The following is a 25,791-nucleotide window of genomic DNA, read 5'->3' on the forward strand; positions in this document are numbered from 1 at the left end:
AGCAGGCGACAGCCCTTGACAGGGCCCATAGAAACAGCGACATCGTGTTCGGCCTGCTCGTGATCTGCGGCTACCAGTTCGCCCCCAGGATCGCCGACATCGGTGACGCCCAGATGTGTCGGCTGGACCTGGTCGACGTCGGCCTGGCCGGCCAGCCGGTCGCCAAGGCCGCAACGGCTACCGGCACCTCAACGACCTGGGCCTGCAAGATCAACGTACGGGCCATCCGGCACCACCGGGCCGACATGCTGCATGTCGCCGGGTCGCTGGTGACGAATCAGGTGCGCGCCTACAACCTGCTGCGGATGCGGTCGGCCGACGGCCGCCTCACCGGGCTCGGGGCGGCGTTCGCCAGGAAAGATTTCCCGCCGGACCCACAGAGTCCGGGGGCGCCTGAGATCCAGCCACGGCACCTGCCTCGTCGGGCCTTCTGCACCGCTCCGAGGACGCGCCCCGCACGGCCGTCGCGGTTCCGGAGGTTGCGGGGCGCCAGGGTCACTGCTCCATCGGTGGTGGTGCAAGCCAGTGGCGGGTGAGGTCGCGTACGGCTGCCAGCCAGTGTTGTGGCTGCTCTCCGGCGGCGATCGCGTCTGCGGCGCCGTGGAGGACGGTGAACAGGATCGTGGCCGCGGTATGCGGGTCGACCCGGCGGAACGCGCACTCGTCCATCCCGCGGCTCAGTGCCTTGGCGATGGCGGCGATGGTGTCCGGCCGCCCATCGTCTCCGGATGCGGGCGCGAAGGGGGAGTGGAAGACGACGGCGTGGAGCCCTCCGGGCCGGGCGATGTCCTCGATGGCCGCCGCGCATTCGGCGTCGAGGGTGGCCCACCAGTCGATCGGCTCGGTGGACTCGGCCAGCCGGTGGAACCGGTCCAGGTAATCCCTCAGCACGCGGTCTCGTACCGCGACGAGCATCTCGTCCCACGAGGAGAAGTAAACGTAGAAGGTGCCCTTGGCGGCGTCAGCTTCGGCGGTGACGGCTTGGACCCAGTTGGTCACGTCCTGCCCGGAATCCAGGAGCCGGATGGCGGCGTCGATGAGTTCGTTGCGCCTGGCCTCCGGGGTGAGGCGGCGCCGGCTCCTGGAGCTGACCATCGCACCAGGTTAGCCGAGCGTGCCGTCCCCAGCAGAGGTCTCTTCCGCTTGATCGTCCGGTTGCCGGGCCCATCCTCACCTGGTCACCCCGGCGTGGCCGATGGGGAGCTCGCTGACGCCGCGCAGGTTGAGGTGCTCCCGGTACGGTGGCGGGTCGGCGATGAGCTCGGGCTCCCGGACGCGCCGGGCGAACGCGGCCAACGCCAGCCGGCCTTCGAGCCTGGCCAGCGGCGCGCCGAGGCAGAAGTGCGGGCCGAAGCCGAAGCCCAGATGCCGCACCCGCTCGCGGGCCGGGTCGAAGCGGTCGGGGTCCGGGTTGGCCTCCGGGTCCCGGTGAGCCGCGGCCAGCAGGAGGATGACCAGGCCACCGGCCGGCACCGTCGCGTTGCCGGCGCGCAGGTCCTCTCTGGCGACCCGGGCGGTGAGCTGGACGGGCGGGTCGTAGCGCAGGATCTCCTCGACGACCGCGGACGCCTTGGTGGGGTCGGCGCGCAGGGCGGCGAGCCGGCCGGGGTTCCGTAGCAGGGCGAGCACGCCGTTGGCGATCAGGTTGACCGTCGTCTCGTGGCCCGCCACCAGCAGCAGCACGATCGTGGAGACCAGTTCGTCATGGCCGAGCACGTCGCCACCGTCCTGCGCGGCGAGCAATTCGGAGATCAGGTCGTCCCGTCGAGGGCTTCCGCGCCGGTCGGCGACGAGTTCGTTGACGTATCGGTGCAGTTCCACCTCGCCGTGCACCCATTCCGGGGTCTGGCCGTTGCCGTCGTAGTGGTCGGAGAAACCGTCGAGCTGCCGGGTGAGCTGGCCGGACCATCGGTGGAACAGCTGCTCGTCGGCCTGGGGCACGCCGAGCATGCGGCAGATGACCGTCACCGGCAGCGGGTAGGCGAGGCCGGACAGGACGTCGTACGTCTCCTGATCGGCCGCACGGTCGAGGTAGTGACCGATCAGTCGCGCGATGGAATCCTCCATCCGGGCGACGGTGCGGGCGGTGAACGCGCTGCCGAGTACGCCTTCGACGTCACCGGCCGGCCCTCTGCGCTGCGCCTGCGCGAACGCCTGGACAGGCTGGGCGCAGGCGGGAACGTGCTGATCGTCGGTGACGGGCTGACCGGCATCGAGACCGCCACCGAGATCGCCGAAGCCCGGCCAGCCCTGTCGGTGACGCTCATCGCCCGCGGCGAGCTCGGCGCCCGGCTCTCCGCCGGAGCCCGCGCCCACCTGCGCCGGGCCTGCGACCGGCTGGGCATCACCGTCGTGGAGCACACCAGCGTCGAAGCCGTCCAAGCGACGAGGGTGCGGTGCGCCGACGGCACCACCCTGGCCTCCGACGCGACCGTGTGGACGGCCGGCTTCGCGGTCCCTCCCCTCGCCACCGCCGCCGGGCTGGAGGTCACCGGCAACGGCCGGATCGTCGTCGACCGCACCATGCGCTCGGTCTCGCACCCGAACGTGTACGCCATCGGCGACAGTGTCCATGCCATCGGCGACAACGGCCGGCCGATGCCGATGTCCTGCGCGTCGGCCGGTTACACCAGCCGGCAGGCCATCGAGGCGATCGTGGGACGCCTGACCGGCCGCACGATCACCCACACCAAGCTGGTCTACACCTACAACCACATCAGCCTCGGGCGGCGGGACGGAATCATGCAGTCGATCGACGACGAAGGGCGGGCAGAACCGACGTACCAGGGCGGCCGCAAGGGCGCGTACCTCAAGGCCGGCATCCTCACGATGTCGCTGTGGGCCACCTCCCATCCCACCTACGGCATCCCCACACTCAGGCGCCGCCTGACGCCGGACGCGATCGCCGTGGCCGGCCTGTCGCGGCCGGCCACGGCGGCCCACCGGCATCATGCACGATGACCTGTCTACGCTCCGGCCCCGTAGGTGCCGAAGCCGGGGCGTCCCGCCGATGCGAAGGTGTGCACCGACAGGCCGCCCGGCGTCGTACGGTGCTCGAGCAGCCGCAGGCCGGAGGGGGTGCCGCCGTCGGGGAAGAGGCGCCGGCCCTGGCCCACCACGACGGGGGCGATCACGAGCCGTAGCGTGTCGATCAGCCCGGCGGCCAGCAGCGACTGCGTCAGCCTGGCGCTGCCGTGGATCTGCAGTTCCCGCCCTGGCCGCCGCTTCAGCTCGGCGACCTGGGCGGGCACGTCGCCGGACAGGATCGTGGTCGGGTTCCACCCGGCCTCGGTCAACGTGCCGGAGGCGACGTACTTCGGCAGCCCGTTGAGTGCGGCGGCGGAGGGATGGTCGGTCATCTTCGGCCAGTCCCGCGCGAAGTTCTCGTAGGTGCGGCGGCCGAACAGGAACGCGTCCGCCTGGCCGAGCCAGGTGCCGGCCAGCCGCTCGAACCCCTCTTCCAGGTACGGGACGAACCATCCGCCCCGCGTGAACCCGTCGCTGGTGTCCTCGTCAGGGGAGCCCGGGCCCTGGCAGACGCCGTCGAGCGACAGGAACTCCTGCACCACCAGCTCCATCATGTACCACCCTTCTACGGCCTCGACGGCCGATCCACTCGCTTCGGTCGCGGGAGACGGTGCCCCCGCTCCTCTCATAGACCTGAGGGCGGCCGGGAACTCATCGGTCCGGCTGCCACCGTTCGTGGACGGCGGCCGACGGGTCACGTTCGGGCGGGCCCGCGGGCCACCAGCCGCCGTCGCGTTCGGTGAAGGGATACCACCGGCCGTCGCGGCCGTAGCGCAGTTGCAGCCTGCCGAGCGTCCAGCGGTTGCGCCAGGCCTGGACGGGCGGCGGCTCCTCGCTCTCCCAGCCGGCCTCCAGGCGGGCCCGCGCCCTGGCCAGGTCCTGGCGGGGCGGCGTCCAGGGGGTTTCGAGCACGTCCAGGCCGTCGGCGCCGCCGTACCGCCAGGCCTGGACGGCGGCCTCCAGCCCGAGGTCGAGGCCGTGCTCGGCGGCCAGCCGCACCCGGTCCTGGTATTCGGTGAGGCGGGGCAGCCGCCCGCTCAGCAGCAGCTCGCGCGCCCGGGAGGCGGCCGAGGCGGCCAGCACACCCAGCACGGCGAGGTCGATGCCGGGGCCGATGCCGGGGTCGCCGGGGTCGCCGCCGGGGTCGGGCTCCAGCGCGGGCGGGGTGAAGACGACGTCGTGCGGGGGCGGGCCGGGCAGCGGCGGTGTGCCCAGGGCGAACGCCTCGGCGGCCGGTATGCCCGCGGGCCGCGCCTCGGGGGTGTCGCGCTGCTGGAGCGCCTCGATCAGCTCGTCCTGGCCGCGCCCGCGCATGAGCAGCAGCACGAAGGGGTCGGCGTCCAGCAGCCACGAGACCTGGTAGCACAGGGCGGCGGCGTGCGCGCACGGGTGGCCCCAGTCGGGGCAGGAACATTCGGGCTCCAGGTCGCCGACGGCCGGGAGCAGCGGCACGGCGGCGTCCTGGGCGGCCTCGACAAGGTCGTGCGGCATGTCGCGGTCGAGGAGCGCGGCGATGTGGCCGGCCTTGGCGGCCACCTGGTCGAGGAACCGTTCCCATGCGGCGTCGGTGAGCTGCTCGACGCGTACGACGGTGTCGTAGTCGCTCTCCGCGACGGCGGCGATGCGGCCGGGGCTGACGGTGATGGGGCCGAGCTGCCCGGTCTTGGCGTACGCGCGGCCCTTGCGCAGCAGGCCGTGGTCGAGGGAGGTGTCCTCCATGGCCTTGACCCAGGCCCGTCCCCACCAGGAGGTGGCGAAGCGGGCGCCGGCGCGCTGGGGGCCGAAGGCGGGGAACCCGCGGGCGGCGGTCACCGCAGCTCCACGAGGGCGGCGAGGTCGGCATCGGTCAGCTCGGTGAAGGCGGCCTCGCCGGAGGCGAGCACGGCCTCGGCGAGCGAGCGTTTGGCGGCGAGCATGCCGGCGATGCGGTCCTCGATCGTGCCCTCGGTGATCAGGCGGTGCACCTGGACGGGACGGGTCTGGCCGATGCGGTAGGCGCGGTCGGTGGCCTGGTCCTCGACGGCGGGGTTCCACCAGCGGTCGTAGTGGATGACGTGGTCGGCGCGGGTGAGGTTGAGCCCCGTGCCGGCCGCCTTGAGCGAGAGCAGGAACACCGGAGCCCGGCCGTCCTGGAAGCGGCGGACCATCTCCTCGCGGCGGGCGACGGGCGTGCCGCCGTGCAGGAGCTGGCTGCTCACGCCGCGGGCGGTCAGGTGGCGTTCCAGCAGGCGGGCCATGGCGACGTACTGGGTGAAGACGAGCGCGGCGCCGTCCTCGGCGGTGATGGTGTCGATGAGCTCGTCCAGCAGTTCCAGCTTGCCGGAGCGGCCGGGCAGGCGGGGCTCACTCTCGTGCAGGTAGTGGGCGGGGTGGTTGCAGATCTGCTTGAGCCCGGTGAGCAGCTTGACGATGAGGCCGCGCCTGGCCATGCCGTGGGATTCCCTGATCTGGGTCATCATCTCGCGTACGGCGGCCTCGTACAGGCCGGCCTGCTCGGTGCTGAGCGGGACGGGCCGGTCGGTCTCGGTCTTGGGCGGCAGCTCGGGCGCGATGCCGGGGTCGCTCTTGCGGCGGCGCAGCAGGAACGGGCCGACGAGCCGCGCCAGGCGTTCGGCCGCCTCACGGTCACCGGACTCGACGGATTTGGCCCATCGCGCCCTGAACCTGCTCAGCGGGCCGAGCAGTCCCGGCGTGGTCCAGTCGAGGATGGCCCACAGCTCCGACAGGTTGTTCTCCACAGGTGTGCCGGTCAGCGCGACGCGGGCGGCGGCGGGGATCTCGCGCAGGGCCTTGGCGGTGCCGGACGCGGGGTTCTTGACGTGCTGGGCCTCGTCGGCCACCAGCAGCCCCCACGGGTGGGCGGCCAGCCGGGCCGCGTCCAGGCGCATGGTGGCGTACGTGGTCAGCACGAACCCCTCGTCGGCCGGTGTGCGGGCGGCGCCGTGGTAGCGGCGCACGGGCACGCCCGGCGCGAACCTGGTGATCTCGCGCTCCCAGTTGCCCAGCAGGGAGGCCGGGCAGACCACGAGGGTCGGGCCGGTGCCGGTTCTGTGCAGGTGCAGGGCGATCAGGGTGATCGTCTTGCCCAGGCCCATGTCGTCGGCCAGGCACCCGCCGAGGCCGAGCGAGGTCATCCTGGCCAGCCAGCGCAGCCCGGCCAGCTGGTAGTCGCGCAGGGTGGCGGCCAGGCCGGGCGGCGGGCCGGCGTCGGCCGGCTCGGTGAGGCGTTCGCGCAGCTCGCGCAGCCAGGCGGTGGGCTCCGCCTCGATCTGCTCGCCGTCGGCCTCGGCCGTCCCGGTCAGCGCGGCGCCCAGCGCTTCGAGCCCGGTCAGGGCCTTGAGGTCGCGCCGTCGGGCCTTGCGGGCCAGGTCGGGGTCGATGAGCACCCATTGGTCGCGCAGCCGTACGACGGGGCGGTGGGCCTCGGCGAGCCGGTCCATCTCGGCCGCGGTCAGGGGCTCGCCGCCGAGGGCGATCTGCCAGTCGAAGCTGGTCAGCTGCCGGCCGCCGAGGAACGAGGGCAGGTCGGAGGGCGGGCCGTCGCGCTCGCCGATGACGGCGCGGGCGCTCAGGCCGCGTACGAGGGACTTGGGCCAGTGCACCTCGACGCCGGCGGCGGCCAGGCGGTCGGCGGCTCCGGCGAGCAGGTCGTCGACGTCGCCGTCGGGCAGGGCGAGCTCGTCGGGGACGGCGTTGTCGAGCAGGCGTTCCAGGCAGGGCCAGACGCGGGCGGCGCGGCGCAGGGCCAGGGTGGTCTCGATTCTGGCGCGAGGGCCGAAACCGTGCGCGCCGCCCTGCCCGTCACTGTGGCCCCCGCCCTGCCCGCCGCTGTGCCCGCCGCTGTGCCCGCCGCCGGGCCACAGGGTGGCGGCGTCGACGACGAGCGAGGGGTCGGCCAGGCTGTGCACCTGGACGACGGCGCGGAACTCGGCGGCGAGGTCCTCCGCCCCGTCCTCCAGGTTCCCGGCCTCCAGCCGCAGCGACAGGCGCACGCCGGCGTCGAGGCCTGCCGACACCTCGCCGGCCCATCCGCGCAGGTGCGGCACCTTGACGGGTTTCATGGCGGCGTAGGCGGTGGTGCCGGTGGCCCTGACGGCGCCGGGGGAGCGCGGCATGGTGTCGGCGACGGCGTCCAGGAAGGCGCGTACGAGCGGCTCGGCGTCGGGCAGCCTGATCCCGTCGTCGTGCGGGGCCGGGTTTGCCAGGGGCACGGCCCGGGCAGTGGCGGGCATGGCATCGGCCAGATCGCGTACGCGCCGGACGTCGGCGGCGTCCAGCGGCCCCGCGCGCCAGGAGTCGTGCTCGCCCGCCGTCACCCCGGGCAGCACGCGCCCCCGGGTGACGAGCTGGAGCGCCACGAGGGCCACCGCGCCCCAGAATCGTGTGGCAGGGTGGACGCCGGGGCCGGTGCGGGCCCGGGCCAGTGCGGCCACCGCTTCGTGCACCGGCACGACGGTCGCCGCGACCTGCCGGGTGCGCACCTTGCCGCCGTCCTGCTCGGCCACCGTCATGGTGGACTCACCGTCCGGATCGAGAAAGGCGACCACTCCCGACCTGGGGGGATCGCCGGGTTGGAAGACTGCCGCGTGTCGTACCAGATCCGTCAAGGGGCTCACGGCCGTACAGTGTACGGTACGTCGGGGCTGTGGTTTACCACAGTCCGGGACGGCCGCCTGCCGCATTACCGTCGTGCCCGATCGTCCCTAGCGTTGGTCCCATGACTGACTGGGTCGTTGGACTGATGGAGAGCCTCGGTGCCCCCGGGGCGGGACTCGCGATCGCGCTGGAGAACATTTTCCCGCCGCTGCCGAGCGAAGTGATCTTGCCGCTGTCGGGGTTCACCGCCAGCAAGGGCGAGCTGGGCCTGTTCGAGGTGCTGCTGTGCACGACCCTCGGCTCGGTGCTGGGAGCGCTGGCGCTCTACTGGGTGGGGGCGGCGCTGGGCCGCGAACGCACCCTCGCGCTGGCGGCCAGGCTCCCCCTGGTCAAGACGTCCGACATCGAGAAGACCGAGGCCTGGTTCGAGCGCCACGGCCGCAAGACCGTCTTCTTCGGCCGGATGATCCCCGTCTTCCGCAGCCTCATCTCCATCCCGGCGGGCGTGGAGCGTATGCCGCTGCCGACGTTCACCTTGCTGACCACGGCCGGCAGCCTCATCTGGAACACGATCTTCGTGATGGCCGGCTATCTCCTGGGCCAGCACTACGCGCTGGTGGAGACGTACGTCGGCGCCGGCAGCTACGTGGTGATCGGCCTGGTCGCGCTGGCGATCGTGGTGTTCATCGGGGTCCGGCTGGCCGAACGCCGTAAGGGCAGGCATGCGTCTGGCCGCTGAGGGGCTGCGGCTGCTTGGCGCGGTGACGCTCGGTGCGCTGACGGCGCTGTGCGAGCTGGTGTTCCTGCTGGCGACGCTGCCGTTCCAGGCCAACCCCAACGTCGTCGCCTCCGCCCGGCGCCTGGCCCGGCTGGAGGCGCGACGGCTGTGCCTGGACACCTCCGGCCTCACCGCGCTCACGGGCGGCGGCCTGCGGGCCTCGCTCTACCTCGCCGCGCGCGTGCCCCTCGGGCTGCTGGGCGGAATGGTGATCGCCCTGCTGGTGTACGGCGCGGGCGCGGCCGTGCTCGTCGTCGCGTCGTGGGTACGGGGCCGGCCGTTCGAAGGCATGCTTCCCTCGCTGCCGTACGTGGCCTACGTGTTCGTGGCCGGGTGCGTGCTGCTGTTCCTCGACCTGTCGGGCCTCGTGGGGGTGCACGCGCTGGAGCGCATGCTGATCGTGCGGGTGCTGGGCCCCGACCGTGCCCAGGTGCTGGAGCGCAGGATCGCCGAGCTGGCCGAGAGCCGGGCCGGCATCGTGGCGGCCGTCGACTCCGAGCGGCGCAGGATCGAGCGGGACCTGCACGACGGGCTGCAGCAGCGGCTGGTGGCGCTGTCGATGCTGATCGGGCGTTCGAGGCGGGGCCGGCCCGAGCTGCTGGAGCAGGCGCACCAGGAGGCGCAGGAGGCGCTGGCGGAGCTGCGCGAGGTGGCCTGGCGGGTCTATCCCAGCGGCCTGGACTCCCTCGGCCTGGGTGAGGCGCTGGCGGGCGTGGCCGAACGGTCCGGCATACCGGTCAAGGTGACGTGCGAGCTGCGGCGGCGCCCGCCCATGGCGGTGGAGACGGCGGCCTACTTCGTGGTCAGCGAGGCGGTGACCAACGCCGCCAAGCACGCCGCGGCCACGCTCATCACCGTAGAGGTGCACGAGGAGGACGATCAGGTGGTCGTGCGGGTGCGCGACGACGGTCGCGGCGGCGCCGGCGGGGCGGGCGGCGGCCTGTCCGGGCTGGCCCGGCGGGTGGCGGCGCTGGACGGCAGGTTCGAGCTGAGCAGCCCGCCGGGCGGGCCGACGTCGATCACGGCGGTGCTGCCGTGCGGGTGATCCTGGCCGAGGACTCCACGCTGCTGCGCGAGGGCCTGGTCCGGCTGCTGGTGGAGGAGGGCCACGAGGTCCCGGCGGCGGTGGCCGACGCCGAGTCACTGGTGTCGGCGGTGGCGGCGTACGAGCCGGACATCGCGGTGGTGGACGTGCGCATGCCGCCGACCCACACCGACGAGGGGCTGCGGGCCGCGCTGAAGATCAGGGCGCGCTGGCCGGCGGTCAAGGTGCTGGTGTTGTCGCAGTACGTCGAGAAGCGCTACGCCGCCGAGCTGATGAGCGCGGACGTCGAAGGGGTCGGCTACCTGCTGAAGGACCGGGTGGCGCAGGTCGGCGACTTCCTGGACGCGCTGGAGCGGGTGGGGGCCGGGGGAGCGGCGTTCGATCCGGAGGTGGTGCGCCAGCTGCTGGCCCGTACGACCCAGGTGGATCCCCTGGCCCGGCTCACCGCGCGTGAGCGTGAGGTGCTGGAGCGGATGGCGCAAGGGCTGACCAACGCCTCGATCGCGCAGGCACTGCACGTCTCGCAGAGCGCCGTGGAGAAGCACGTGAACGCGCTGTTCGACAAGCTGGGCCTGTCGCACACCACCGGCTACAGCCGCCGGGTCCTGGCGGTGCTGCACTTCCTGGAGTCGTGAGGGCCGCTCTACCGGGGCAGGTGGGTCCTGATCTCGCCGACCAGCTCGATCTGGCCGAGGAAGTCGCGCCCGTCGAGCGCCAACGTGATCTCGTCCACTCCGGCCTCGGCGAAGGCCGCCACCCGTTCGGCCGCCTCGGCCGGCGACCCGGCGATGCTGGCCTGGCGTACCTCGTCGGCGGAGAACCCGAAGAACTCCGACAGCTGCGCCTCCATGGCCCGCCGCGCCTCGTGGTCCACGCCGAGAACGGCGTGCACCCCCAGCAGTACGCGCGGCATCGGCCTGCCGTACTCCTCGGCGAGCTCACGCAACCCCGCCAGCGCGGTCCGGATGCCGGCCGGTGTCAGCGCCGAGGCCAGCCATCCGTCGGCCAGGCGCGCCACCCGCCGCAACGCGGCCTGGCCGGTGCCGGAGCCGACCAGCAGGGGCGGCACCGGAGCCGCGGGGGCCAGGGTGAGGCTCGCCCCGTTCCCGGCGGTGGTCTGCCTGCCGGCGATCAGCCCGGGCAGCGCCCGCAGCGCCTCATCGGTCAGGCGGCCCCGTCCGGTGCTCGGCGCGCCGAGCGCGGCCCAGAACGGCGAGCCGGGAAATCCGCCGATCCCCACTCCCAGCCGGACCCTGCCGCGCGACAGGTGCTGCAGCGTCTGCACCTGGGCCGCCATCATGGCCACCGGCCGCGTGGGAACCGACAGCACGCCGAAGTCGAGGCTCACCCGCTCCGTCACGGCGGCGGCGGTGGCCAGGCAGACGACGCTTTCCAGCGCCGTCGTCCCGTCTCCGACGAGCACGTCTGAGGCGCTGACCGCATCGGCTCCCACGGCCTCGGCCAGCCGCGCCGCCCGCGCCACGCCCTGCGGCCCCAGCGTCTCGAATTCCTGCATGGTCGGTAGCCCGATGCCGATGCTCACCATGGCACCACCATCCACCATCAACCGTGGTTGAGGTCAACAGCCGCCCTCATGAGTTGATCGCGAAACGGCATACCACTACGGTTACACCTGTAACGAACTGTTTACAGGATGGGATGTCATGACGGCGGCCGAGCCGACCGGCGACGAACTGGTGGAGATGCTGGCCGCGCTGGCCAACCCGCTGCGGCTGCGCATCGTCGCCACCCTGGCCGGCGGACGCGACTACGTCAGCCATCTCGCCCGCGAGATCGGCGTGAGCCGCCCGCTGCTGCACATGCACCTGCGCCGGCTGGAGGCCGCCGGCCTGGTCACCGGCACGCTCGAGCTGTCCGAGGACGGCAAGGCGATGAAGTACTACGAGGTCACCGGTTTCGACCTGCGCCTGACGGCGCCCGCGCTGGCCGAGGCGGCCAAGACCCTCACCAGGCCGGACCCGGAGCAGGGTCCAGGACCCAAGGAGCATTCCTGATGGACATGTCGTGGCCCGTGGCGATCCTGCTCATCGCCGCGCTGCTCGTGGCCGGTTTCCTCATCGCCGTGGTCGTCGTGGGCCTGTTCGACTCGCGCAAGGCGCAGGCCGCCGCCGACCAGGCCGACGACCTGCGCCGGCTCGTGCGCCGCTTCGAGCAGCTGGCCGAGACCACGCTGGACGCCCAGCAGCGGACGGCCGCCGACCTGGCGGAGCTGCGGGCCCGTACGGCGTCGATCGAGCAGATCTTACGGACCGTCGAATAGGCGGGGGGATCAGCGCGTACGGCGCAGCAGCGCGCCCAGCCGGCGCAGGGAGTGGCGGGCGAGCGCGTGGACGAGGAGGCGGGCCGGCGGCCACAGGGCCCGGCCCAGCGGCCCGAACGGCAGGCGCAGTTCCTCGGCCCAGATGACCCGGCTGCCGCCGTCGTGCGGCCGTACCCGGATCGCGCCGCGCCCGCGCACCACGCGCCCGGTGTGGTCCATGACCACCAGCGCGGGCGGGTCCCAGCAGGTGATCGTCATCGTGTCCAGGAAGCCGAACGGCCACATGCCGGTGTAGGCCTCGACGGCGTGCTCGCCCACCTGGCGGGCGGTGGTCATGAACATCCACTCCCGGTGCCTGGGCCAGTCGGTGATCAGCGCGAACACCCGTTCCGGCGGTGCGGGCACATGGACGGCGACGGCCGCGTACACGGGTTTCATCCGGTTCCTGCCCTCCGGGCGTGTGGTCTTCCCGCCCGGGACCCTACCCGCGCCTGCCTGCCGCTTGCCGCCGCGCCCGTCCGGGGTGTCAGCTCGTCTCCGGCAGGCGTTCCAGCCAGGCGGTCAGCCGCCGGCCTTCGCGGACCATGACGTCGGGCTCGCGCAGCGCGTTGGCCAGCAGCGACATGCCCTGGTAGGCGCCGACCAGCGTCAGGGCGTGGCCGTCTGGGCCGGGCAGCCCGAGCTCGCGGAACTGGCGTTCGGCCCAGTCGAGCAGCAGCCGGAGGACCTTGCCGGCCTCCTCTCCGAGGCCGCCTTCGCCGCGCTTGCCGAGCTCGGCGGCCAGGGTGCCGGTGGGGCAGCCGTGGCGGGCGGCGAGGTCACGCTCGCTGACCCACGCCTCGATCAGGCCCTTGAGCCGCTGCCTGGGGTCGGGGAGGCGGTCGAGCCGGGCGGTGAGGGTCTGCAGCCCGTGGGCGTGCTCGCTCAGGGCGGCCGCGACGAGGTCGTCCTTGGTCTTGAAGTAGTAGTAGACGTTGCCCACGGGGACGTCGGCGGCGCGGGCGATGTCGGCGATGGTGGTGCGCTCGACGCCCTGCTCGTGCAGGATCCGGGCGGCGGCGGCCGTCAGCCGCTGCCGTTTGGCGCTCGCCGTCCTGGCCCGCGTGCCCTTCGAGTCAGCCACCTGACTCACTATAGGGGGGACCGCATACGCCAGAAGGGGCGCGGTCGCGCCTACGGTGACGTCGGGGTGATCGGCGTACGGGAACACCTCGACGCGGGCGCCGGCCACCTCTGCCCGCAGGTGCTCACCGCCGGCCCGGTGACGCCGCCCTTGCGGGAGCGGCGGGAGCCGGCCCCTGCGGTCCGGATCTGCACCGTCCGGCGCCGGGTTTCGACGGGTTCGCCGTCCATGCCGCCCGGTCGATGCCGCCGCAGATCAGCCCTGGCTCCGCGGTGGCGGCCGGCGTCCCGGGCCTTCGCAAGGCGTACAGCGTCCCCGTCGCCGGAGCGGGAGACGACGTCCTCGGCGAGGATCGCCTCGAGCTGGGCGGTCTCCCCTGACCGGGCGGCCGCCACGAACGCGGTCAGCAGCCGCCGCTGATCGAGGACGGCGACGCTCGCCCGCCTCGTCACGGCCAGGTGCTTGCGGGCGCGGCTGACCAGCTGGCGCACGCTCGCCGGGGTGTGGCCGATGAGTTCGGCGATCTGCTCGTAGGAGTGCTCGAACGCCTCACGCAGCAGGTACGACGCGCGTTCGCTGGGTGTGAGCCGCTCCAGCAGCATCAGTACCGCGATCTCCAGGGCTTCGGCGCGTTCGGCGCCCAGCGCGGGGTCGGCGCCGGTGTCGGCGGGCTCGGGCAGCCACGGCCCGGCGCAGGTCTCGCGGCGTGCCCGCGCCGAGCGCAGCACGTTGATCGCCAGCCGGGTGGTCGTGGTGGCGAGGAACGCCTCGGCGTTGCGCACGGTGCGCCGCTCGCTCGTCTGCCACCGGATCCACACCTCCTGGAGCAGGTCGTCGGCCTCGTACACGCTGCCCAGCATGCGGTACGCGATCCCGAACAGGCGTCCGCGCACCGCCTGGAACGCCCGCTCGGCCTCCGGCAGGCCGCCGGGGTTCGCCACCAGGTCGTTGTTCGACTGCATTGTTGCCGGTCCTCGCTGCTCGACGGGCTGTCCGGCCGTGGAGAGCTCCCGCGCCGGCGCGGTGATCTCCACGGGGACCGGGGGGATCGTTGTCCGCCTCCTCTGCCCAGGACCGGGCGAAACATGGTCGGCCGTGCGGCAGCGAAGGGCCGAGCAGCGGGAGGTGCGGGGCGGCGTACGCCGTGGTGACGGGTGGGGACAGGCGACGCCGGGCTGCGGCGGCGGTCGCCGCGGTGGCGAGGCGCCGCCGGAGCCGGGTGGCCGGCGGGACGGGCAGGGGCCTCAGGCGTGCCAGGCGCTCACGCCGCCAGGTACGGGCGCCGTCGGGTCGTAGGGCTCGCGGGTGAAGATGAAGGTGTTGAGGTCGAGATGGTCGGGCGCGACCCGCAGGGTCTCCCCGGCGTAGTAGCCGTCCAGGCCGAGCCAGGTCCCGTCGTCCTGCGGCACGAACCTGGAGGCGCGCCCGCCGCCGCCGACCGGTTCGAGCGACAGCCCGCGCTCGGGCAGCAGCCGCAGCGCGTACGGTTTGGGCCCCCAGTGCCACAGCCCGGTCAGCTCCAGCAGGCGCGGGTCGGCGGCGACCGGGTGCCATTCGTCGGGCAGGCGCGGTTCGTACTCCTCCAGGATGTCCAGCAGGTCGATCGCCAGCCTGCCGCTGAGCCCGGAGGTGGTGTTGGCCATGAACAGCACTCCCGCGCCGTCGGCGGGGTCGGCCCACACGGTGGCCAGGAAGCCGGGCATCGACCCGGTGTGGCCGGCCAGGCGGCGGCCGCCCGGCCGGGACAGCTGCAGGCCGAGCCCGAATCCGGCGGTCCAGGTGTCGCCGTCGTCGACGCCGGCCGGCTCGCGCATCTCGGCGAGGGTGTCCTCGCACACGACGCCGCCGGTGTCGCCGGCGAGGAAGACCGCCCAGCGGGCCAGGTCGTGCGGGGTCGACCACAGTTGCCCGGCGGGGCCCATGGCGTCGGCATCGTGCTCGGGCTCGGCCAGCACCACGTCGGCCCACGGGTGCACGGCGTAGCCGGTGGCGTGGGGGGCGCGGGGCCGGGCGGTGGTGTCGTGCATGCCGAGGGGGTCGAGCACCTCGGCGCGTACCGCCTTGAGCCACGTGGTGCCGCGCAGGCGGGCCACGAGCTCGCCGAGCAGCGCGAAGCCGACGTTGGAGTAGTGGAAGCGCCGGCCCGGCCGGTGTTTGAGCTCCGCGGGGCCGAGCCGGGCCAGCAGCTCGGCGGCGGGGACGCCGGGGGTGCGTTCCCACCAGTCGGTGGGCGGTTCGGCGGTCAGCCCGGCGGTGTGGGACAGCAGCTGGGCGATGGTCAGGTGGCCGAGCGGGGCGCCGGGCAGGTGCTCGCGCAGCGGGTCGGTCAGCGCGAGCGCGCCTTCGTCGCGCAGGCGCATGACGACGACGGCGACCATGCTCTTGGTGATCGATCCGAGCCGGTACTGCGTGGCGGGGGTCGGCGCGGCGCCGTCGACGCGGCCGCGCCCGCCGAACCACGCCGTCGCGCCGTCGCGCACGATCGCGGCCGTCAGCGACGGCACCCTGCATTCGGCCTGTTCGACGGCGAGCCTGCGCAGCAGCGCACGTGCCGTCCTGTGTCCCACCTGCGTCATGGGCGACAAGATTAGCCGCCGCGCGCGGGCGGGGTCGGGCCCTTTCCGCCGGTCGCCGGTCAGCCGGTCCCGGCGGCGGCCGTCGAAGCCGTGCACATCTCGCGTACCCGCCCCAACCGCCCGCGCACGCGCGGCCGTCCGGCCGTAGGCGTGCGGATGGCGTTCGTGGCCGAAATTTCGTGACGGCACCGACGATTCTTCACCGATGAGTCGCTGTCGGCGCAGGTAGGGTGTGCTGGAGACCTAAGGTCTGGGTCCCCCACTGGTGAGTGTTCTCCCGTGAGTGAAGGGGACCTGGGATGGCGGACAGCGGCCGGCGCGTCTTCATCATGCTTCTTGGTGGTTTCAGGCTGATGGCGGCCGACGAGCAGATCGTCCTGTCCAGCGGATCGGAGCGCCTGCTGGCCTACCTGGCGCTCAACAGAACCACGGTCACCCGCGCGGTGATGGCGGCGCAGATGTGGCCGGGGGCGGCCGAGCGGCGGGCGCAGGCCAGCCTGCGTTCCGCGCTGGCCCGCCTGGACGGCGGCGGGCGGGCGTTGCTGCGCGTGGACTCCAGCGGCCTCGGGTTGTGCCCGGAGGTCGGCGTGGACGTCGAGGAGGCCAGGGCGCTGGCGCTGCGCCTGCTGGACCCGCTGGAGCCGCCGGGCGACGACGACGTGTGCACCGGCTCGATCAGGAGGCTGTCGGACGGCCTGCTGCCCGGCTGGTACGACGAGTGGGTGCTGGCGGCTTCGGACGAGTGGCACCAGTTGCGGTTGCACGCGCTGGAGGCGTTGTCGGGGTTGTTCCTGAAGGCGGGGCGTTTCGCCGAGGCGGTGTCGGCGGCGAGCGTGGCCGTGCGCGCGGAACCGCTGCGGGAAAGCGCTTGCGCCGCCTTGGTGGACGCGCATCTGGCCGAGGGTAACCAGGCGGAGGCGCTCCGTCATTTTCAGGTTTTCGAGCGGAATCTGAGCGACGAACTCGGCATCACCCCGACGCCCCGCTTGCACGAGCGGGTCGCGGGTCTGCTGCCGCGGCGCCCTTCCCTCGTACGAACGCCGTCACGGCGCGGTCACGCCCGCATGACGGAGCGGTGACCAGGCATTCGCCACGCTGTCGGAAGACGCCGGACCACGGCGGCGGCACGACCGTCGCACCGGCCCGGCGACCCGCACATAAAGGGGGAAGCATGAAGCGCTCCAAGGTAGGCGTGCTGCTGCTCAGCCCAGCGCTCATCGCCGCACTGGCCGTCGAACCGGCCGTCGCCGCGGACACCTCCGTCGTGTCCATGGCCCAGAACACCACTGCGAGCACCACGACCACCCTGCACACCGCCACCGAGGAACTCGCCCAGCCGCCGCGCCGCAGGGCAAGGCGCCGCTACAACCGGGGCCGCAGGGCCGGCTTCACCGAGGGCCGCGCCGACTGCCGCTCCGGCAGGGACCACGACCTGCAGATGTCCGGCACCGGCGCCTACCGGCGCGGCTTCCGGGACGGTTACAACGAGGGCTTCGGCAGCTGCACGCGGCCCAAGCCCACGACCAGCCCGACCGCTCCCGCGCCCAGCCCGACCACTCCCGCCCCCGGCGGTGGCGGCGGCGGCGGAGGCGGTGGAGGAGGTGCCGGCGGAAACTAGCGGTTCCTCCGTGACAGGGTGACCGGGCGCCTCGCCCCGCGCGCGAGGGGTGAGGCGCTGCGGCCGCGAACCGGACGTCACCAGGGCTCCGTCCCGCTGCGGGACGGAGCCCTGCGTCGTCTTCGCGTCCGGTCCGGGCGCGGGTGTCGCACTGTCGTTGATCTGCCCTAGTCTCGTCGGCGTGGGGACGAGCGCGGGGAGGCCGGAGGCGGGCCCCAGTCTCGCAGTGCGGCAACGTGGAACCGCACTTGCTGGACTCGCTCAGCTATCCCTCTGCGCCTTCACGTCCGCCACGGCAACAGCTTGTTCGATTGGAGCGCCGAAGCCAGCAAGGCTGCATCCATGATCCGCCCGCCTAGGGACTGTTTCTTAGATCAGGTTCGGAGCCAGATGATCAGTGCGGCCAGGGTGACGGTGCCGAGGAAGATGTAGGCGCGTTTGCCGTAGCGGGTGGCCACGGCGCGGAAGTTCTTCAGCCGGTTGATCGCCCGTTCCACGACGTTCCGGCCCTTGTGGCGCTCAGCGTCGAAACCGGTGGGCCGTCCGCCGTTCGAGCCCCGCCGTCGACGGTTGGCGCGCTGGTCGCGGGGCTCGGGAATGGTGTGGCGGATCTTGCGGCGGCGCAGGTAGGCGCCGTTGGCGGAAGAGGAATAGGCCTTGTCCGCGGCCAGGCTGGCAGGCCGGGTGCGCGGACGTCCCGGCCCCAGCCGAGGGACGCGGATGGCGCCCAGCACACGCCGGAACTGAGGACTGTCGCCATCCTGGCCCGGCGTCAGCACCAGCGACAACACCCGGCAGCGGCCGTCGGCCGACAGATGCAGCTTGGTGGTGAACCCGCCGCGGGAACGGCCTAGGCACTCCCCAGCCTGACCACCTCCGCCAGCCGGGCGGCCAGCGAGGCCAGCACCGGATCGCCCCGCTTTGTCCCGGCGGCGTCCCCCTTTTCCCGCCCGGACGCCGCCGGCGCAGGCGGTGTGCGGGGCGCACCGGCGGCGTGCTGGTGCGCCCGGACAGTGGTGGAGTCCACCGAGATGTCCCAGTCCACCCGCCCCTCGGCGTCCTGCCCGGCCTGGATGGCGGCCAGCAGCCTCTGCCACGTGCCATCGGCCGACCAGCGGCGATGCCGCTTGTAGACCGTGATCCAGGAACCGAATCGCTCGGGCAGGTCCCGCCAGGGCAGCCCGGTGCGGGCGCGATAAGTTCGCGGGCTCAGCGGCGCCGGGGGAGGTGTCGTGGTGATGAAGATCTGTCCTAGTCTCCTCCGTGTGGGGATGCCTCAGGGAAGCCGCGACGGGAGCTCCAAAGATATTGCTACTGCTTTGGACGCCGTACTTGAGCGCATCACTTATGCCGATGAGACCAGCGGCTACACGATCGCGCGGGTGGCGACCGAGCGTTCCGGCGCGGATCTGCTGACGGTCGTCGGGCCGCTGCTGGGCGCGCAGGTCGGCGAGTCGCTGCGGTTGCGGGGCCGCTGGACGTCGCATCCCCGTTACGGCCGCCAGTTCGAGGTGTGGTCCTACACGACGGTGTTGCCGGCCACCGTGCAGGGCATCCGGCGTTATCTCGGCTCCGGGCTGATCAAGGGCATCGGCCCGAAGATGGCCGAGCGGATCGTCGACCATTTCGGGCTCGACACGCTGGAGGTCATCGAGCAGGAGCCGAAGCGCCTGGCCGAGGTGCCGGGTCTGGGTCCCAAACGGACGAGGATGATCGCCGCCGCCTGGGAGGAACAGAAGATCATCAAAGAGGTGATGATCTTCCTGCAGGGGGTCGGGGTGTCCACCTCGATCGCGGTGCGCATCTTCAAGCAGTACGGCGAGTCGTCCATCGACGTCGTCAGGACGCAGCCGTACAAACTAGCCGACGACGTGTGGGGGATCGGGTTCAAGACGGCCGACACCATCGCCCAGGCGGTCGGCATCCCGCACGACAGCCCCGAGCGGGTCATGGCGGGGCTGCGCTACACGCTGTCGCAGGCCGCCGACGACGGCCACTGCTACCTGCCGGCCCCCAACCTGGTGGGGGACGCGGTGAAGATCCTGGAGGTGCCCGCCGAGCTGGTGGCGGCGTGCCTGGAGGAACTGGTGGCGGCCGAGGGGGTCGTACGCGAGCAGATCCCGGCGGGCGACAACGTGGTGCCGGCCGTCTACCTGCCGCCGTTCCACCGTGCCGAGCTGTCGCTGGCCTCCGGGCTGCTGGGGTTGCTGCGCAACGGTCATGACCGGCTCAAGGCCTTCGCCGACGTCGACTGGGAGCGGGCCGAGCAGTGGCTGCGCGGCCAGACGGGCGCCGAGCTGGCGCCCGAGCAGCGCCAGGCGGTGCGCCTGGCGCTGACGGAGAAGGTCGCGGTGCTGACCGGCGGGCCGGGCTGCGGCAAGAGCTTCACCGTACGCTCGATCGTGCTGCTGGCCAGGGCCAAGCGCGCCCGGGTGATCCTGGCGGCGCCGACGGGCCGGGCGGCCAAGCGGCTGGCGGAGCTGACCGGTCACGAGGCCACCACGGTGCACCGGCTGCTGCAGCTGCGGCCCGGCGGCGATGCGACCTTCGACCGCGACAACCCGCTGGACGCCGACCTCGTCGTGGTGGACGAGGCGTCGATGCTGGACCTGCTGCTGGCCAACAAGCTGGTCAAGGCGGTCGCCCCGGGCGCGCACCTGCTGTTCGTGGGCGACGTCGACCAGTTGCCGTCGGTCGGCGCCGGCGAGGTGCTCAAGGATCTGCTGGCCGCCGAGGACGTGCCGCGGGTGCGGCTGACGCAGATCTTCCGCCAGGCGCAGGAGTCGGGCGTCGTGGTCAACGCCCACCGGGTCAACACCGGCCACCACCCCGTCCTGGAAGGCATGTCGGACTTCTTCCTGTTCCCGTGCGAGGAGCCGGAGGAGATCGCCGCGCTGACGGTCGACGTGGTCGCCCGCCGCATCCCGCGGCGCTTCCGTCTCGATCCGCGGCGCGACGTACAGGTGCTGGCGCCGATGCACCGGGGCGCGGCCGGGGCGGGCGCGCTCAACATCGCGCTGCAGGAGGCCCTGACGCCCGCCCGCGAGGGCATGCCGGAACGCCGTTACGGCGGCCGCGTCTTCCGCGTCGGCGACAAGGTCACCCAGCTGCGCAACAACTACGACAAGGGCGCCGCGGGGGTGTTCAACGGGACGGTCGGCATCGTCACCGACATCCGTCCCGACGAGCACAAACTGACCGTCCTGACCGACGAGGACGAGCCGGTCGAGTACGCCTTCGACGAACTGGACGAGCTGGCCCACGCCTACGCGGTCTCCATCCACCGGTCGCAGGGCAGCGAATATCCCGCGGTCGTGATCCCGCTGGCGACCAGCGCCTGGATGATGTTGCAGCGCAACCTGCTCTACACCGCCATCACGCGCGCCAAGAAGCTCGTCGTGATCGTCGGCTCGCGCCGGGCTCTGGCCCAGGCGGTGCGCACTCGGGGGGCGGGACGCCGGCACACCGGTCTGACACACCGCCTGACACCGCGCTGACCTGCGTTGATCACCCGCGCAGAAGTGATTGAAATGTGACCGAACTCTCCTAAATCATTCGCCGTCTTACATGCAGGAGCATTATGGTTTTTGGGGTGCCTTTGGTGCCCTAGTGGGAAAGGATTGTCTTGAACGCTGCGCCTGCTTGGAGGAAGCCCGCCACCGCGTTCGCGCTGCTCACCGCCGCGACGCTGACGGCCTCATGCTCCGGCGGCGGCGCCTCGGGCACGCCGCAGGCCCCCGAAGCCACCACGTCGGCCACCCCGCAGGCGCCGACCATCGAGATCTCACCCGCCGAGGGCAGCGCCAAGGTCAGCCCCGACAAGAAGATCACCGTCAAGGCGGCCGGCGGCGCCCTGGAGGACGTGACCGTCGAAGGCGACGACGAACCGGTCGAGGGCCGCTTCAACACCGACAGGACCCGGTGGGTCTCCAAGACACCGCTGAAGCCGTCCACCGACTACACCGTCACCGCCAAGGCCGGCGTCACCTCCTCCACCAGCGCCTTCACCACCGCCAAGCCGGCGCGCGCGCTGCAGGTCGTCGACGTCACCCCCAACGCCAAGGGCGAGACCCTCGGCGTGGGCGCGCCCATCATCGTGACCTTCAACCAGTCCGTCGCCAAGAAGGCCGCCATCGAGCGCGCCCTGAAGGTGGAGGCGGAAAAGCCTGTCGACGGCGCGTGGCGCTGGGTGGCCGACAACAAGGTCATCTACCGCACCGCCAAATACTGGCCGGCCCACCAGAAGGTGAAGTTCCACGCCGACATCACCGGCGTCAAGGCCGGCAAGGGCCTCTACGGCGTCAAGGACTACACCGCCAACCTCAAGATCGGCGCCAAGCAGATCAGCAAGGTCAACGTCGCCAAGCACATGATGTACGTCTACAAGGACGGCAAGCGCGTCAAGACCATGCGCATCAGCGCCGGCAAGGCCACCACCCGCGAGTACACCACCTCCTCCGGCGTGCACCTGACCATGGAACGCGCGAACCCCGTCCGCATGATCTCCCCGGGCCGCAAGAAGGGCGACCCCGAGTACTACGACGTCATGATCAACCACGCGGTGCGGATCTCCAACTCCGGCGAGTACGTCCACGCCAAGAACAACGTCTGGGCCCAGGGCAGGCAGAACGTCAGCCACGGCTGCATCAACGCCCGCCCCGACCAGGCGAAATGGTTCTACGACACCGTCCAGCGCGGCGACGTCGTCGACGTCAAGGGCACCGACCGCGACCTCGAATGGAACAACGGCTGGGGCTACTGGCAACTGTCGTTCTCCCAGTGGAAGAAGGGCAGCGCCCTGAAGGAGAAGACCTGACTTCCATGCACATCCGCAAGGGCGGCGACGGCGACGTGCCGGCCGTGCTGGCCATGTTCGACAGCGCCATCACCTGGCTGGTCTCGCAGGGCCGCACCGGCCAGTGGGGCAGCAGGCCGTTCACCGGCGACCACAAACGCACCCGGCAGGTCACCGGCTGGGCCGAGGGCGGCGGCATGCGCATCGCCGAGGTCGGCGGCCGGCCCGCCGGCTGCCTGGTCGTCGGCGACCCCCACGACTACGTCCTACCCGCCGGCGAGAGCGAGCTGTACGTCCAGTGCCTGGTCATCGACCGCGCCTTCGCCGGCCACAGCGTGGGCAGGGCCCTGCTCGACCACGCCTACGACCTGGCCCGCGAGCGCGGCGTGAACCTGCTGCGCGTCGACTGCTACGCCGGCGACGACGGCCGCCTGGTCGCCTACTACGAAGGCTGCGGCTTCACCCGTACGGAGCCCTTCACCGTGGGGGAGTGGCCGGGCACGCTCCTGCAGCGCCGCGTCACCTGAACCGCGGTCACCTGAACCGCGGTCACCTGAACCGCGGTCACCTGAACCGCGGCCGCCCAGCAGCCGGCCGCCGGAGCGCCGGCCTGCGGGCGCCGGCAGTCTGGGCCCGGCAGTCTGGGCCCGGCAGCCCGCCCCGCACCCCCTAGATTGGCCGGCATGACTGTCGACGATCTCATCCCGTCCGCCGGCGCGTCGCCGCCCTCCTCCGCCCCGGTGACCCAGGCGGTACTCCTCGCCGGCGGGCAGGGCTCACGCCTGCGCCCCTACACCGACACCCGGCCCAAGCCGATGGTCGAGATCCCCGGCACCGGCCTGCCCATCATCGGCCACCAGCTGGAATGGCTGGCCGCCGAAGGCGTGACCGACGCCGTCGTCTCCTGCGGCTACCTGGCCCAGGTGGTGCTCGACTGGCTGGCCACGGCGAACCTGCCGCTGAACGTCGTGCCGGTGGTCGAGGCCGAGGCGCTCGGCCGCGGCGGCGGCCTGAAGTTCGCCGCCGCGGCGCTGCCCCGCCCCGGCGAGCCCTGGTACGCCACCAACGGCGACATCTGGACCCGCTTCGGCCTGCGCGCCATGGCGGCCTTCCACCAGGAGCGCGACGCGCACGCCACGCTGGCCCTGGCACGGCCCCGGCTGCCGTGGGGGACCGTCGAGGTCGACCGGTTCGGCAACGTCTCGGACTTCGTCGAGGCCCCGCCGTCGCCGTACCCGGTCAACGCCGGCGTCTACGTCTTCTCCGCCGCGTTCACCCCGCTGCTGCCCGACCAGGGCGACCACGAGCGCAGCACGTTCCCCCGCCTGGCGCGCGAACGCCGCCTGGCGGGCTACGAACTGCCGCAGGGGGTGTACTGGCGTGCCATCGACACGGCCAAGGACCTGAACGAGGCCGCCCAGGAACTGGCCGCCTTCCGCTCCCGGCCGTGACCTCCGGCCGGTCACCCGCCTGAAGGGCCGGCGGGGCAGGAGACGTCCCTGCCGGGCAGGGCGCCACGGCCGATCCAGCCGGCGATGAGGGCGCCGGCGCAGCGGTCGCCGCTGCCCAGGATGCCATGGTTCCATGACGATGGAAGGCTTCCCCGTGCGGGCGGCGCGGGTGCCGTCCGCTTGAAGCCGAGCAGTCCGGACCAGGGTGCGGGGCGTCACCAGCCGGCGGCCCTGCCCAGCGGGGAGTCGTCGCCCGGGCTCAGCGGCCCGGCAAGGAACACCGGCGTCTGCGCCATGAACCGCGGCCGCTCACCCAGATGCTCCTGCGCGGCGTGGACCGTGAACGGATGCACCACGTACACATCTCCCGGCAGGCCCGTGGCGGCCTCCACCGGCCGGTCGCGGCCGGTCGCGTCGAACAGCGGCCCCAGCTTCATCGGGTCGTGCACCTGCTCGTCCAGCACCGCGGCCACGTCCCGCTGGCTGCCGGCGCGGATCCTGGTCGGCGCGTCATGCGGCCCGACCTCGGAGAACAGCACCAGCAGCAGCAGCGTCTGCGGTCGCCCGCTCACGCCGTAGCCGCCGTCGGGCAGCACCGTGTTGGCGTCGATGTGCCAGCCGCGGTCGTCGGCCGGAGCCACCCGCGGGAACCGTACCGGGATGTTGCCGGCGCTGCCGGGCGGCACCCACCGGCCGTGCCCGGCCACCGCGTCCAGCGCGGCCCGCAGCCGCTCACTGCCCATGATCTGCCCGAACGGCCCTTCACCGGTCAGGTCGGCGGTCCACACCACAGGCTGCGTCCACCCCGAGGGGTCGTCGGGCGACAGGCCGATACGCTGCCACAGCAGCGCCCTGGCCGCGTCGCCCACCTCGCGCGGCACGACCGCCTCGACCTTGGCGAAGCCGTGCTCGACGAACGCCTCGCAATCGATGATCTCCATGGCCAGCACGCTAGCAGCGCCGTCCAGTCCCTTTTTTTCCTCTGCTTTTCTCCGTGGCCGTGCCCGCGAAGCCGCTCGGAACGGCGGGACTCACACGGGCTGCTGCACGGGGAGGCTCACACAAAGGCTCACACAAAGGCTCACACGAGGGCGAGCTGCGCGGCCTGCGGCTGCGGCGCGCGGGCCGGCGGCGCTCCGCAGGCCATCCCGTACACCCGGCACAGTTGCGCGATCTGCCCCGTGATGCGCTCCTCGTACACGGCAGAGGGCAGGCCCGCACGGTCGTACAGCTCCTCGTAGCGCTCCACCAGGTGCGGATGCGCCCGCGCCAGCCACTGCGTGTACCACGCCCGGGTGCCGGCCGGCAGCCGCAGCACCACCGGCTCCACGGCCCGCGCGCCCGCCGCGGCGATGCGCCGGACGGTGGCGGTCAGCTGGTCGGCGGCGTCGCTGAGCAGCGGCAGCACCGGAGCCATCAGCACCCGGCAGTCCACACCCGCCTCCACCAGCGCCGACACCAGCTCCAGCCGCGCCTGCGCGCCCGGCGCGCCCGGCTCGACCGCCCGCCGGATGCGCTCGTCGACGAACGCGATCGACACCGCCACCCGCGCCCCCGCCCGCGCCAGCAGCCCGGCGTCGCGCAGCACCAGCGCGCTCTTGGTGTAGACGGTGAACGGCACCCCGGCCCCGGCCAGCGCCCCGATCACGCCGGGCATCAGCCGGTAGGTCTGCTCGGCCACCTGGTAGCAGTCGCCGCTGATCCCGACGGCCAGCTCACGGCCGTCCCAGCGCGCCAGCTCCGCCCGCAGCCGCGCCACCGCGTTGGGCTTGACCACGATGCGGGTGTCGAAGTCGCCGCCCGCGTCCAGCCCCAGCCGCCGGTGCCCACCACGCGCGCCGCAGCCCAGGCAGGCGTGCGCACAACCCCGGTAAGGAGAAAGCGCCCACTGCTGGGCGATGCCCGCCGCCTGCGGCACCCGCTCGATCATCGTACGGGCCTGCAGCTCGTAGAAGCCGTCGCGCGCCACCGCGCGCCGCTCGATCAGCGGACGATCGTCGGCAGCCTCAACCAGCGCGGGCGCATCCCAAGCCACACCCCCAGTGGAACACGTATTCGACAGCGTTTTCAAGCGGTTCCCGCACACCGCCTGCACAGTGCGCAGGCCCGCCGGACGCCCGAACCTGCGCGCCTACAGTGGAAGACCCGCACCACTCGTCATCTGGGGGACAACCGCCCATGGCCTGGCTCCTGCTCGCCCTCGCCATCGCCTCCGAGGTCCTGGCCACCTCCGCGCTCAAACTCAGCAACGGCTTCACCCACCTCGGCTGGAGCGTCGTCGTCGCCGCCGGCTACATCGTCTCCTTCGTCCTGCTGGCAAAGGCGCTCAAACTCCACCTCGAGGTGGGCACCGCCTACGCCGTCTGGTCCGGAGCCGGCACCGCCGCCATCGCCCTCATCGGCGCCCTGTTCCTGGGGGAGACCCTCACCCCGCTCAAGATCGGCGGAATCCTGCTCATCATCGGCGGCGTCGTCGTCCTCAACCTCGCCGGCGCCCACTG

Annotated in this window: 27 protein-coding genes and 2 pseudogenes; 14 read left to right on the plus strand and 15 right to left on the minus strand. The window is 72.6% G+C overall.

Annotation, left to right across the window (positions count from 1 at the left end; translation table 11 throughout):
- The first annotated feature begins 44 nt into the window (after positions 1-44).
- Positions 45-536 carry a Tn3 family transposase gene (locus E1295_RS04650; protein ID WP_166427076.1) on the plus strand — a complete coding sequence of 164 codons (492 nt, stop codon included), beginning with the start codon at positions 45-47 and terminating at the stop codon, positions 534-536.
- Here the strand turns inward: E1295_RS04650 and E1295_RS04655 are convergent.
- Both E1295_RS04655 and E1295_RS04660 read right to left on the minus strand, forming a co-directional pair.
- Positions 496-1,095: a TetR/AcrR family transcriptional regulator gene (locus E1295_RS04655; RefSeq protein WP_132628403.1), complete on the minus strand. Its 600-nt coding sequence runs from the start codon at positions 1,093-1,095 to the stop codon at positions 496-498. The two genes, E1295_RS04650 and E1295_RS04655, sit on opposite strands and share 41 nt — an antisense overlap.
- 75 nt (positions 1,096-1,170) lie before the next feature.
- The gene (locus E1295_RS04660) at positions 1,171-2,067 is read right to left on the minus strand and encodes a cytochrome P450 (RefSeq protein ID WP_132628404.1); all 897 of its coding nucleotides are present in this window, start codon (positions 2,065-2,067) and stop codon (positions 1,171-1,173) included.
- Between E1295_RS04660 and E1295_RS04665 the strand changes: the two genes are divergently transcribed.
- A complete protein-coding gene (locus E1295_RS04665; RefSeq protein ID WP_246079837.1) occupies positions 2,035-2,961 on the plus strand; it encodes an NAD(P)/FAD-dependent oxidoreductase in 927 nt (308 codons plus the stop codon). The genes E1295_RS04660 and E1295_RS04665 overlap by 33 nt on opposite strands.
- A gap of 5 nt (positions 2,962-2,966) precedes the next feature.
- Here E1295_RS04665 and E1295_RS04670 read toward each other — a convergent pair whose 3' ends face one another.
- The 3 genes from E1295_RS04670 to E1295_RS04680 all read right to left on the minus strand — a co-directional run bounded on the left by E1295_RS04670 (position 2,967) and on the right by E1295_RS04680 (position 7,643).
- Positions 2,967-3,578 carry a dihydrofolate reductase family protein gene (locus tag E1295_RS04670; protein WP_132628429.1) on the minus strand — a complete coding sequence of 204 codons (612 nt, stop codon included), beginning with the start codon at positions 3,576-3,578 and terminating at the stop codon, positions 2,967-2,969.
- A 100-nt stretch (positions 3,579-3,678) separates the two neighbouring features.
- Positions 3,679-4,839: an SWIM zinc finger family protein gene (locus E1295_RS04675; protein ID WP_220448531.1), complete on the minus strand. Its 1,161-nt coding sequence runs from the start codon at positions 4,837-4,839 to the stop codon at positions 3,679-3,681.
- Positions 4,836-7,643 carry a DEAD/DEAH box helicase gene (locus E1295_RS04680; protein WP_246079838.1) on the minus strand — a complete coding sequence of 936 codons (2,808 nt, stop codon included), beginning with the start codon at positions 7,641-7,643 and terminating at the stop codon, positions 4,836-4,838. The genes E1295_RS04675 and E1295_RS04680 overlap by 4 nt, the downstream gene beginning before the upstream one ends.
- 101 nt (positions 7,644-7,744) lie before the next feature.
- Here E1295_RS04680 and E1295_RS04685 point away from each other — a divergent pair, with 101 nt between their 5' ends.
- The 3 genes from E1295_RS04685 to E1295_RS04695 are packed head-to-tail and all read left to right on the plus strand — an operon-like array spanning position 7,745 to position 10,081.
- Positions 7,745-8,362, plus strand: coding sequence for a DedA family protein (locus E1295_RS04685; protein ID WP_132628407.1), 618 nt, complete (start codon positions 7,745-7,747; stop codon positions 8,360-8,362).
- Positions 8,346-9,446, plus strand: a complete 1,101-nt coding sequence (locus E1295_RS04690; RefSeq protein ID WP_132628408.1) for a sensor histidine kinase — start codon at positions 8,346-8,348, stop codon at positions 9,444-9,446. The genes E1295_RS04685 and E1295_RS04690 overlap by 17 nt, the downstream gene beginning before the upstream one ends.
- On the plus strand, positions 9,437-10,081 hold the full coding sequence (locus E1295_RS04695; RefSeq protein WP_132628409.1) for a response regulator: 645 nt from the start codon (positions 9,437-9,439) through the stop codon (positions 10,079-10,081). The genes E1295_RS04690 and E1295_RS04695 overlap by 10 nt, the downstream gene beginning before the upstream one ends.
- Positions 10,082-10,089: 8 nt before the next feature.
- Here E1295_RS04695 and E1295_RS04700 read toward each other — a convergent pair whose 3' ends face one another.
- Positions 10,090-10,992 (minus strand): LLM class flavin-dependent oxidoreductase, encoded by a 903-nt coding sequence (locus E1295_RS04700; protein WP_132628410.1) that lies wholly within the window; start codon positions 10,990-10,992, stop codon positions 10,090-10,092.
- Positions 10,993-11,110: 118 nt separating this feature from the next.
- Between E1295_RS04700 and E1295_RS04705 the strand changes: the two genes are divergently transcribed.
- Positions 11,111-11,461, plus strand: a complete 351-nt coding sequence (locus E1295_RS04705; protein WP_132628411.1) for an ArsR/SmtB family transcription factor — start codon at positions 11,111-11,113, stop codon at positions 11,459-11,461.
- Positions 11,461-11,727, plus strand: a complete 267-nt coding sequence (locus tag E1295_RS04710) for a hypothetical protein (RefSeq protein ID WP_220448532.1) — start codon at positions 11,461-11,463, stop codon at positions 11,725-11,727. Before E1295_RS04705 ends, E1295_RS04710 begins: the two co-directional genes overlap by 1 nt.
- Positions 11,728-11,736: 9 nt before the next feature.
- Here E1295_RS04710 and E1295_RS04715 read toward each other — a convergent pair whose 3' ends face one another.
- The 4 genes from E1295_RS04715 to E1295_RS04730 all read right to left on the minus strand — a co-directional run bounded on the left by E1295_RS04715 (position 11,737) and on the right by E1295_RS04730 (position 15,426).
- On the minus strand, positions 11,737-12,165 hold the full coding sequence (locus tag E1295_RS04715) for an SRPBCC family protein (protein ID WP_132628412.1): 429 nt from the start codon (positions 12,163-12,165) through the stop codon (positions 11,737-11,739).
- Positions 12,166-12,253: 88 nt separating this feature from the next.
- Positions 12,254-12,850 carry a TetR/AcrR family transcriptional regulator gene (locus E1295_RS04720; protein ID WP_220448533.1) on the minus strand — a complete coding sequence of 199 codons (597 nt, stop codon included), beginning with the start codon at positions 12,848-12,850 and terminating at the stop codon, positions 12,254-12,256.
- A gap of 50 nt (positions 12,851-12,900) precedes the next feature.
- Positions 12,901-13,884: a sigma-70 family RNA polymerase sigma factor gene (locus E1295_RS04725; RefSeq protein WP_246079839.1), complete on the minus strand. Its 984-nt coding sequence runs from the start codon at positions 13,882-13,884 to the stop codon at positions 12,901-12,903.
- Positions 13,885-14,094: 210 nt separating this feature from the next.
- The gene (locus tag E1295_RS04730; protein WP_132628414.1) at positions 14,095-15,426 is read right to left on the minus strand and encodes a serine hydrolase domain-containing protein; all 1,332 of its coding nucleotides are present in this window, start codon (positions 15,424-15,426) and stop codon (positions 14,095-14,097) included.
- A gap of 299 nt (positions 15,427-15,725) precedes the next feature.
- Here E1295_RS04730 and E1295_RS04735 point away from each other — a divergent pair, with 299 nt between their 5' ends.
- Entirely contained in the window at positions 15,726-16,505 is a 780-nt protein-coding gene (locus tag E1295_RS04735; RefSeq protein ID WP_132628415.1) for an AfsR/SARP family transcriptional regulator, read from the plus strand.
- Between the two features lie 92 nt (positions 16,506-16,597).
- Positions 16,598-17,044, plus strand: a complete 447-nt coding sequence (locus E1295_RS04740; protein WP_132628416.1) for a hypothetical protein — start codon at positions 16,598-16,600, stop codon at positions 17,042-17,044.
- A gap of 374 nt (positions 17,045-17,418) precedes the next feature.
- Here the strand turns inward: E1295_RS04740 and E1295_RS49945 are convergent.
- From E1295_RS49945 to E1295_RS52360, 3 genes and pseudogenes are all read right to left on the minus strand, one after another.
- A pseudogene (locus tag E1295_RS49945) lies at positions 17,419-17,904 on the minus strand (IS5 family transposase); the annotation flags it as partial.
- Positions 17,895-18,089, minus strand: coding sequence for a hypothetical protein (locus E1295_RS52355; protein ID WP_425465332.1), 195 nt, complete (start codon positions 18,087-18,089; stop codon positions 17,895-17,897). The pseudogene E1295_RS49945 and the gene E1295_RS52355, both read right to left, overlap by 10 nt.
- 53 nt (positions 18,090-18,142) lie before the next feature.
- Positions 18,143-18,236, minus strand: a pseudogene (locus tag E1295_RS52360) (transposase); the annotation flags it as partial.
- Positions 18,237-18,315: 79 nt separating this feature from the next.
- On the opposite strand from E1295_RS52360, the gene recD2 reads away from it, so the two are divergent.
- From recD2 to E1295_RS04770, 4 genes are all read left to right on the plus strand, one after another.
- Positions 18,316-20,541, plus strand: a complete 2,226-nt coding sequence (gene recD2, locus E1295_RS04750) for an SF1B family DNA helicase RecD2 (RefSeq protein ID WP_132628418.1) — start codon at positions 18,316-18,318, stop codon at positions 20,539-20,541.
- Positions 20,542-20,669: 128 nt separating this feature from the next.
- The gene (locus E1295_RS04755) at positions 20,670-21,860 is read left to right on the plus strand and encodes a L,D-transpeptidase (protein WP_132628419.1); all 1,191 of its coding nucleotides are present in this window, start codon (positions 20,670-20,672) and stop codon (positions 21,858-21,860) included.
- Between the two features lie 5 nt (positions 21,861-21,865).
- Positions 21,866-22,366, plus strand: a complete 501-nt coding sequence (locus E1295_RS04760) for a GNAT family N-acetyltransferase (RefSeq protein WP_132628420.1) — start codon at positions 21,866-21,868, stop codon at positions 22,364-22,366.
- Positions 22,367-22,522: 156 nt separating this feature from the next.
- Positions 22,523-23,290, plus strand: a complete 768-nt coding sequence (locus E1295_RS04770; protein WP_132628421.1) for a nucleotidyltransferase family protein — start codon at positions 22,523-22,525, stop codon at positions 23,288-23,290.
- A 215-nt stretch (positions 23,291-23,505) separates the two neighbouring features.
- Here the strand turns inward: E1295_RS04770 and E1295_RS04775 are convergent, their stop codons facing one another.
- A complete protein-coding gene (locus tag E1295_RS04775) occupies positions 23,506-24,231 on the minus strand; it encodes a phytanoyl-CoA dioxygenase family protein (protein WP_132628422.1) in 726 nt (241 codons plus the stop codon).
- A gap of 140 nt (positions 24,232-24,371) precedes the next feature.
- Entirely contained in the window at positions 24,372-25,325 is a 954-nt protein-coding gene (locus E1295_RS04780) for a radical SAM protein (RefSeq protein ID WP_132628423.1), read from the minus strand.
- A 143-nt stretch (positions 25,326-25,468) separates the two neighbouring features.
- On the opposite strand from E1295_RS04780, the gene E1295_RS04785 reads away from it, so the two are divergent.
- Positions 25,469-25,791 (plus strand): DMT family transporter (locus E1295_RS04785; RefSeq protein ID WP_132628424.1); only part of this gene is annotated, 323 nt, incomplete at its 3' end.

Origin of the sequence: Nonomuraea mesophila (assembly GCF_004352805.1) — a bacterium.
GTDB classification, from domain to species: Bacteria; Actinomycetota; Actinomycetes; order Streptosporangiales; family Streptosporangiaceae; genus Nonomuraea; species Nonomuraea longispora.

What these genes read in the sequence shown, in the direction of transcription:
- E1295_RS04655 (WP_132628403.1), bottom strand. Translation starts at nt 1,095, where the DNA reads ATGGTCAGCTCCAGGAGCCGGCGCCGCCTCACCCCGGAGGCCAGGCGC.
- E1295_RS04660 (WP_132628404.1), bottom strand. Translation starts at nt 2,067, where the DNA reads ATGGAGGATTCCATCGCGCGACTGATCGGTCACTACCTCGACCGTGCG.
- E1295_RS04670 (WP_132628429.1), bottom strand. Translation starts at nt 3,578, where the DNA reads ATGGAGCTGGTGGTGCAGGAGTTCCTGTCGCTCGACGGCGTCTGCCAG.
- E1295_RS04685 (WP_132628407.1), top strand. Translation starts at nt 7,745, where the DNA reads ATGACTGACTGGGTCGTTGGACTGATGGAGAGCCTCGGTGCCCCCGGG.
- E1295_RS04690 (WP_132628408.1), top strand. Translation starts at nt 8,346, where the DNA reads ATGCGTCTGGCCGCTGAGGGGCTGCGGCTGCTTGGCGCGGTGACGCTC.
- E1295_RS04700 (WP_132628410.1), bottom strand. Translation starts at nt 10,992, where the DNA reads ATGGTGAGCATCGGCATCGGGCTACCGACCATGCAGGAATTCGAGACG.
- E1295_RS04705 (WP_132628411.1), top strand. Translation starts at nt 11,111, where the DNA reads ATGACGGCGGCCGAGCCGACCGGCGACGAACTGGTGGAGATGCTGGCC.
- E1295_RS04710 (WP_220448532.1), top strand. Translation starts at nt 11,461, where the DNA reads ATGGACATGTCGTGGCCCGTGGCGATCCTGCTCATCGCCGCGCTGCTC.
- E1295_RS04715 (WP_132628412.1), bottom strand. Translation starts at nt 12,165, where the DNA reads ATGAAACCCGTGTACGCGGCCGTCGCCGTCCATGTGCCCGCACCGCCG.
- E1295_RS04730 (WP_132628414.1), bottom strand. Translation starts at nt 15,426, where the DNA reads ATGACGCAGGTGGGACACAGGACGGCACGTGCGCTGCTGCGCAGGCTC.
- E1295_RS04735 (WP_132628415.1), top strand. Translation starts at nt 15,726, where the DNA reads ATGGCGGACAGCGGCCGGCGCGTCTTCATCATGCTTCTTGGTGGTTTC.
- E1295_RS04740 (WP_132628416.1), top strand. Translation starts at nt 16,598, where the DNA reads ATGAAGCGCTCCAAGGTAGGCGTGCTGCTGCTCAGCCCAGCGCTCATC.
- recD2 (WP_132628418.1), top strand. Translation starts at nt 18,316, where the DNA reads ATGCCTCAGGGAAGCCGCGACGGGAGCTCCAAAGATATTGCTACTGCT.
- E1295_RS04760 (WP_132628420.1), top strand. Translation starts at nt 21,866, where the DNA reads ATGCACATCCGCAAGGGCGGCGACGGCGACGTGCCGGCCGTGCTGGCC.
- E1295_RS04770 (WP_132628421.1), top strand. Translation starts at nt 22,523, where the DNA reads ATGACTGTCGACGATCTCATCCCGTCCGCCGGCGCGTCGCCGCCCTCC.
- E1295_RS04775 (WP_132628422.1), bottom strand. Translation starts at nt 24,231, where the DNA reads ATGGAGATCATCGATTGCGAGGCGTTCGTCGAGCACGGCTTCGCCAAG.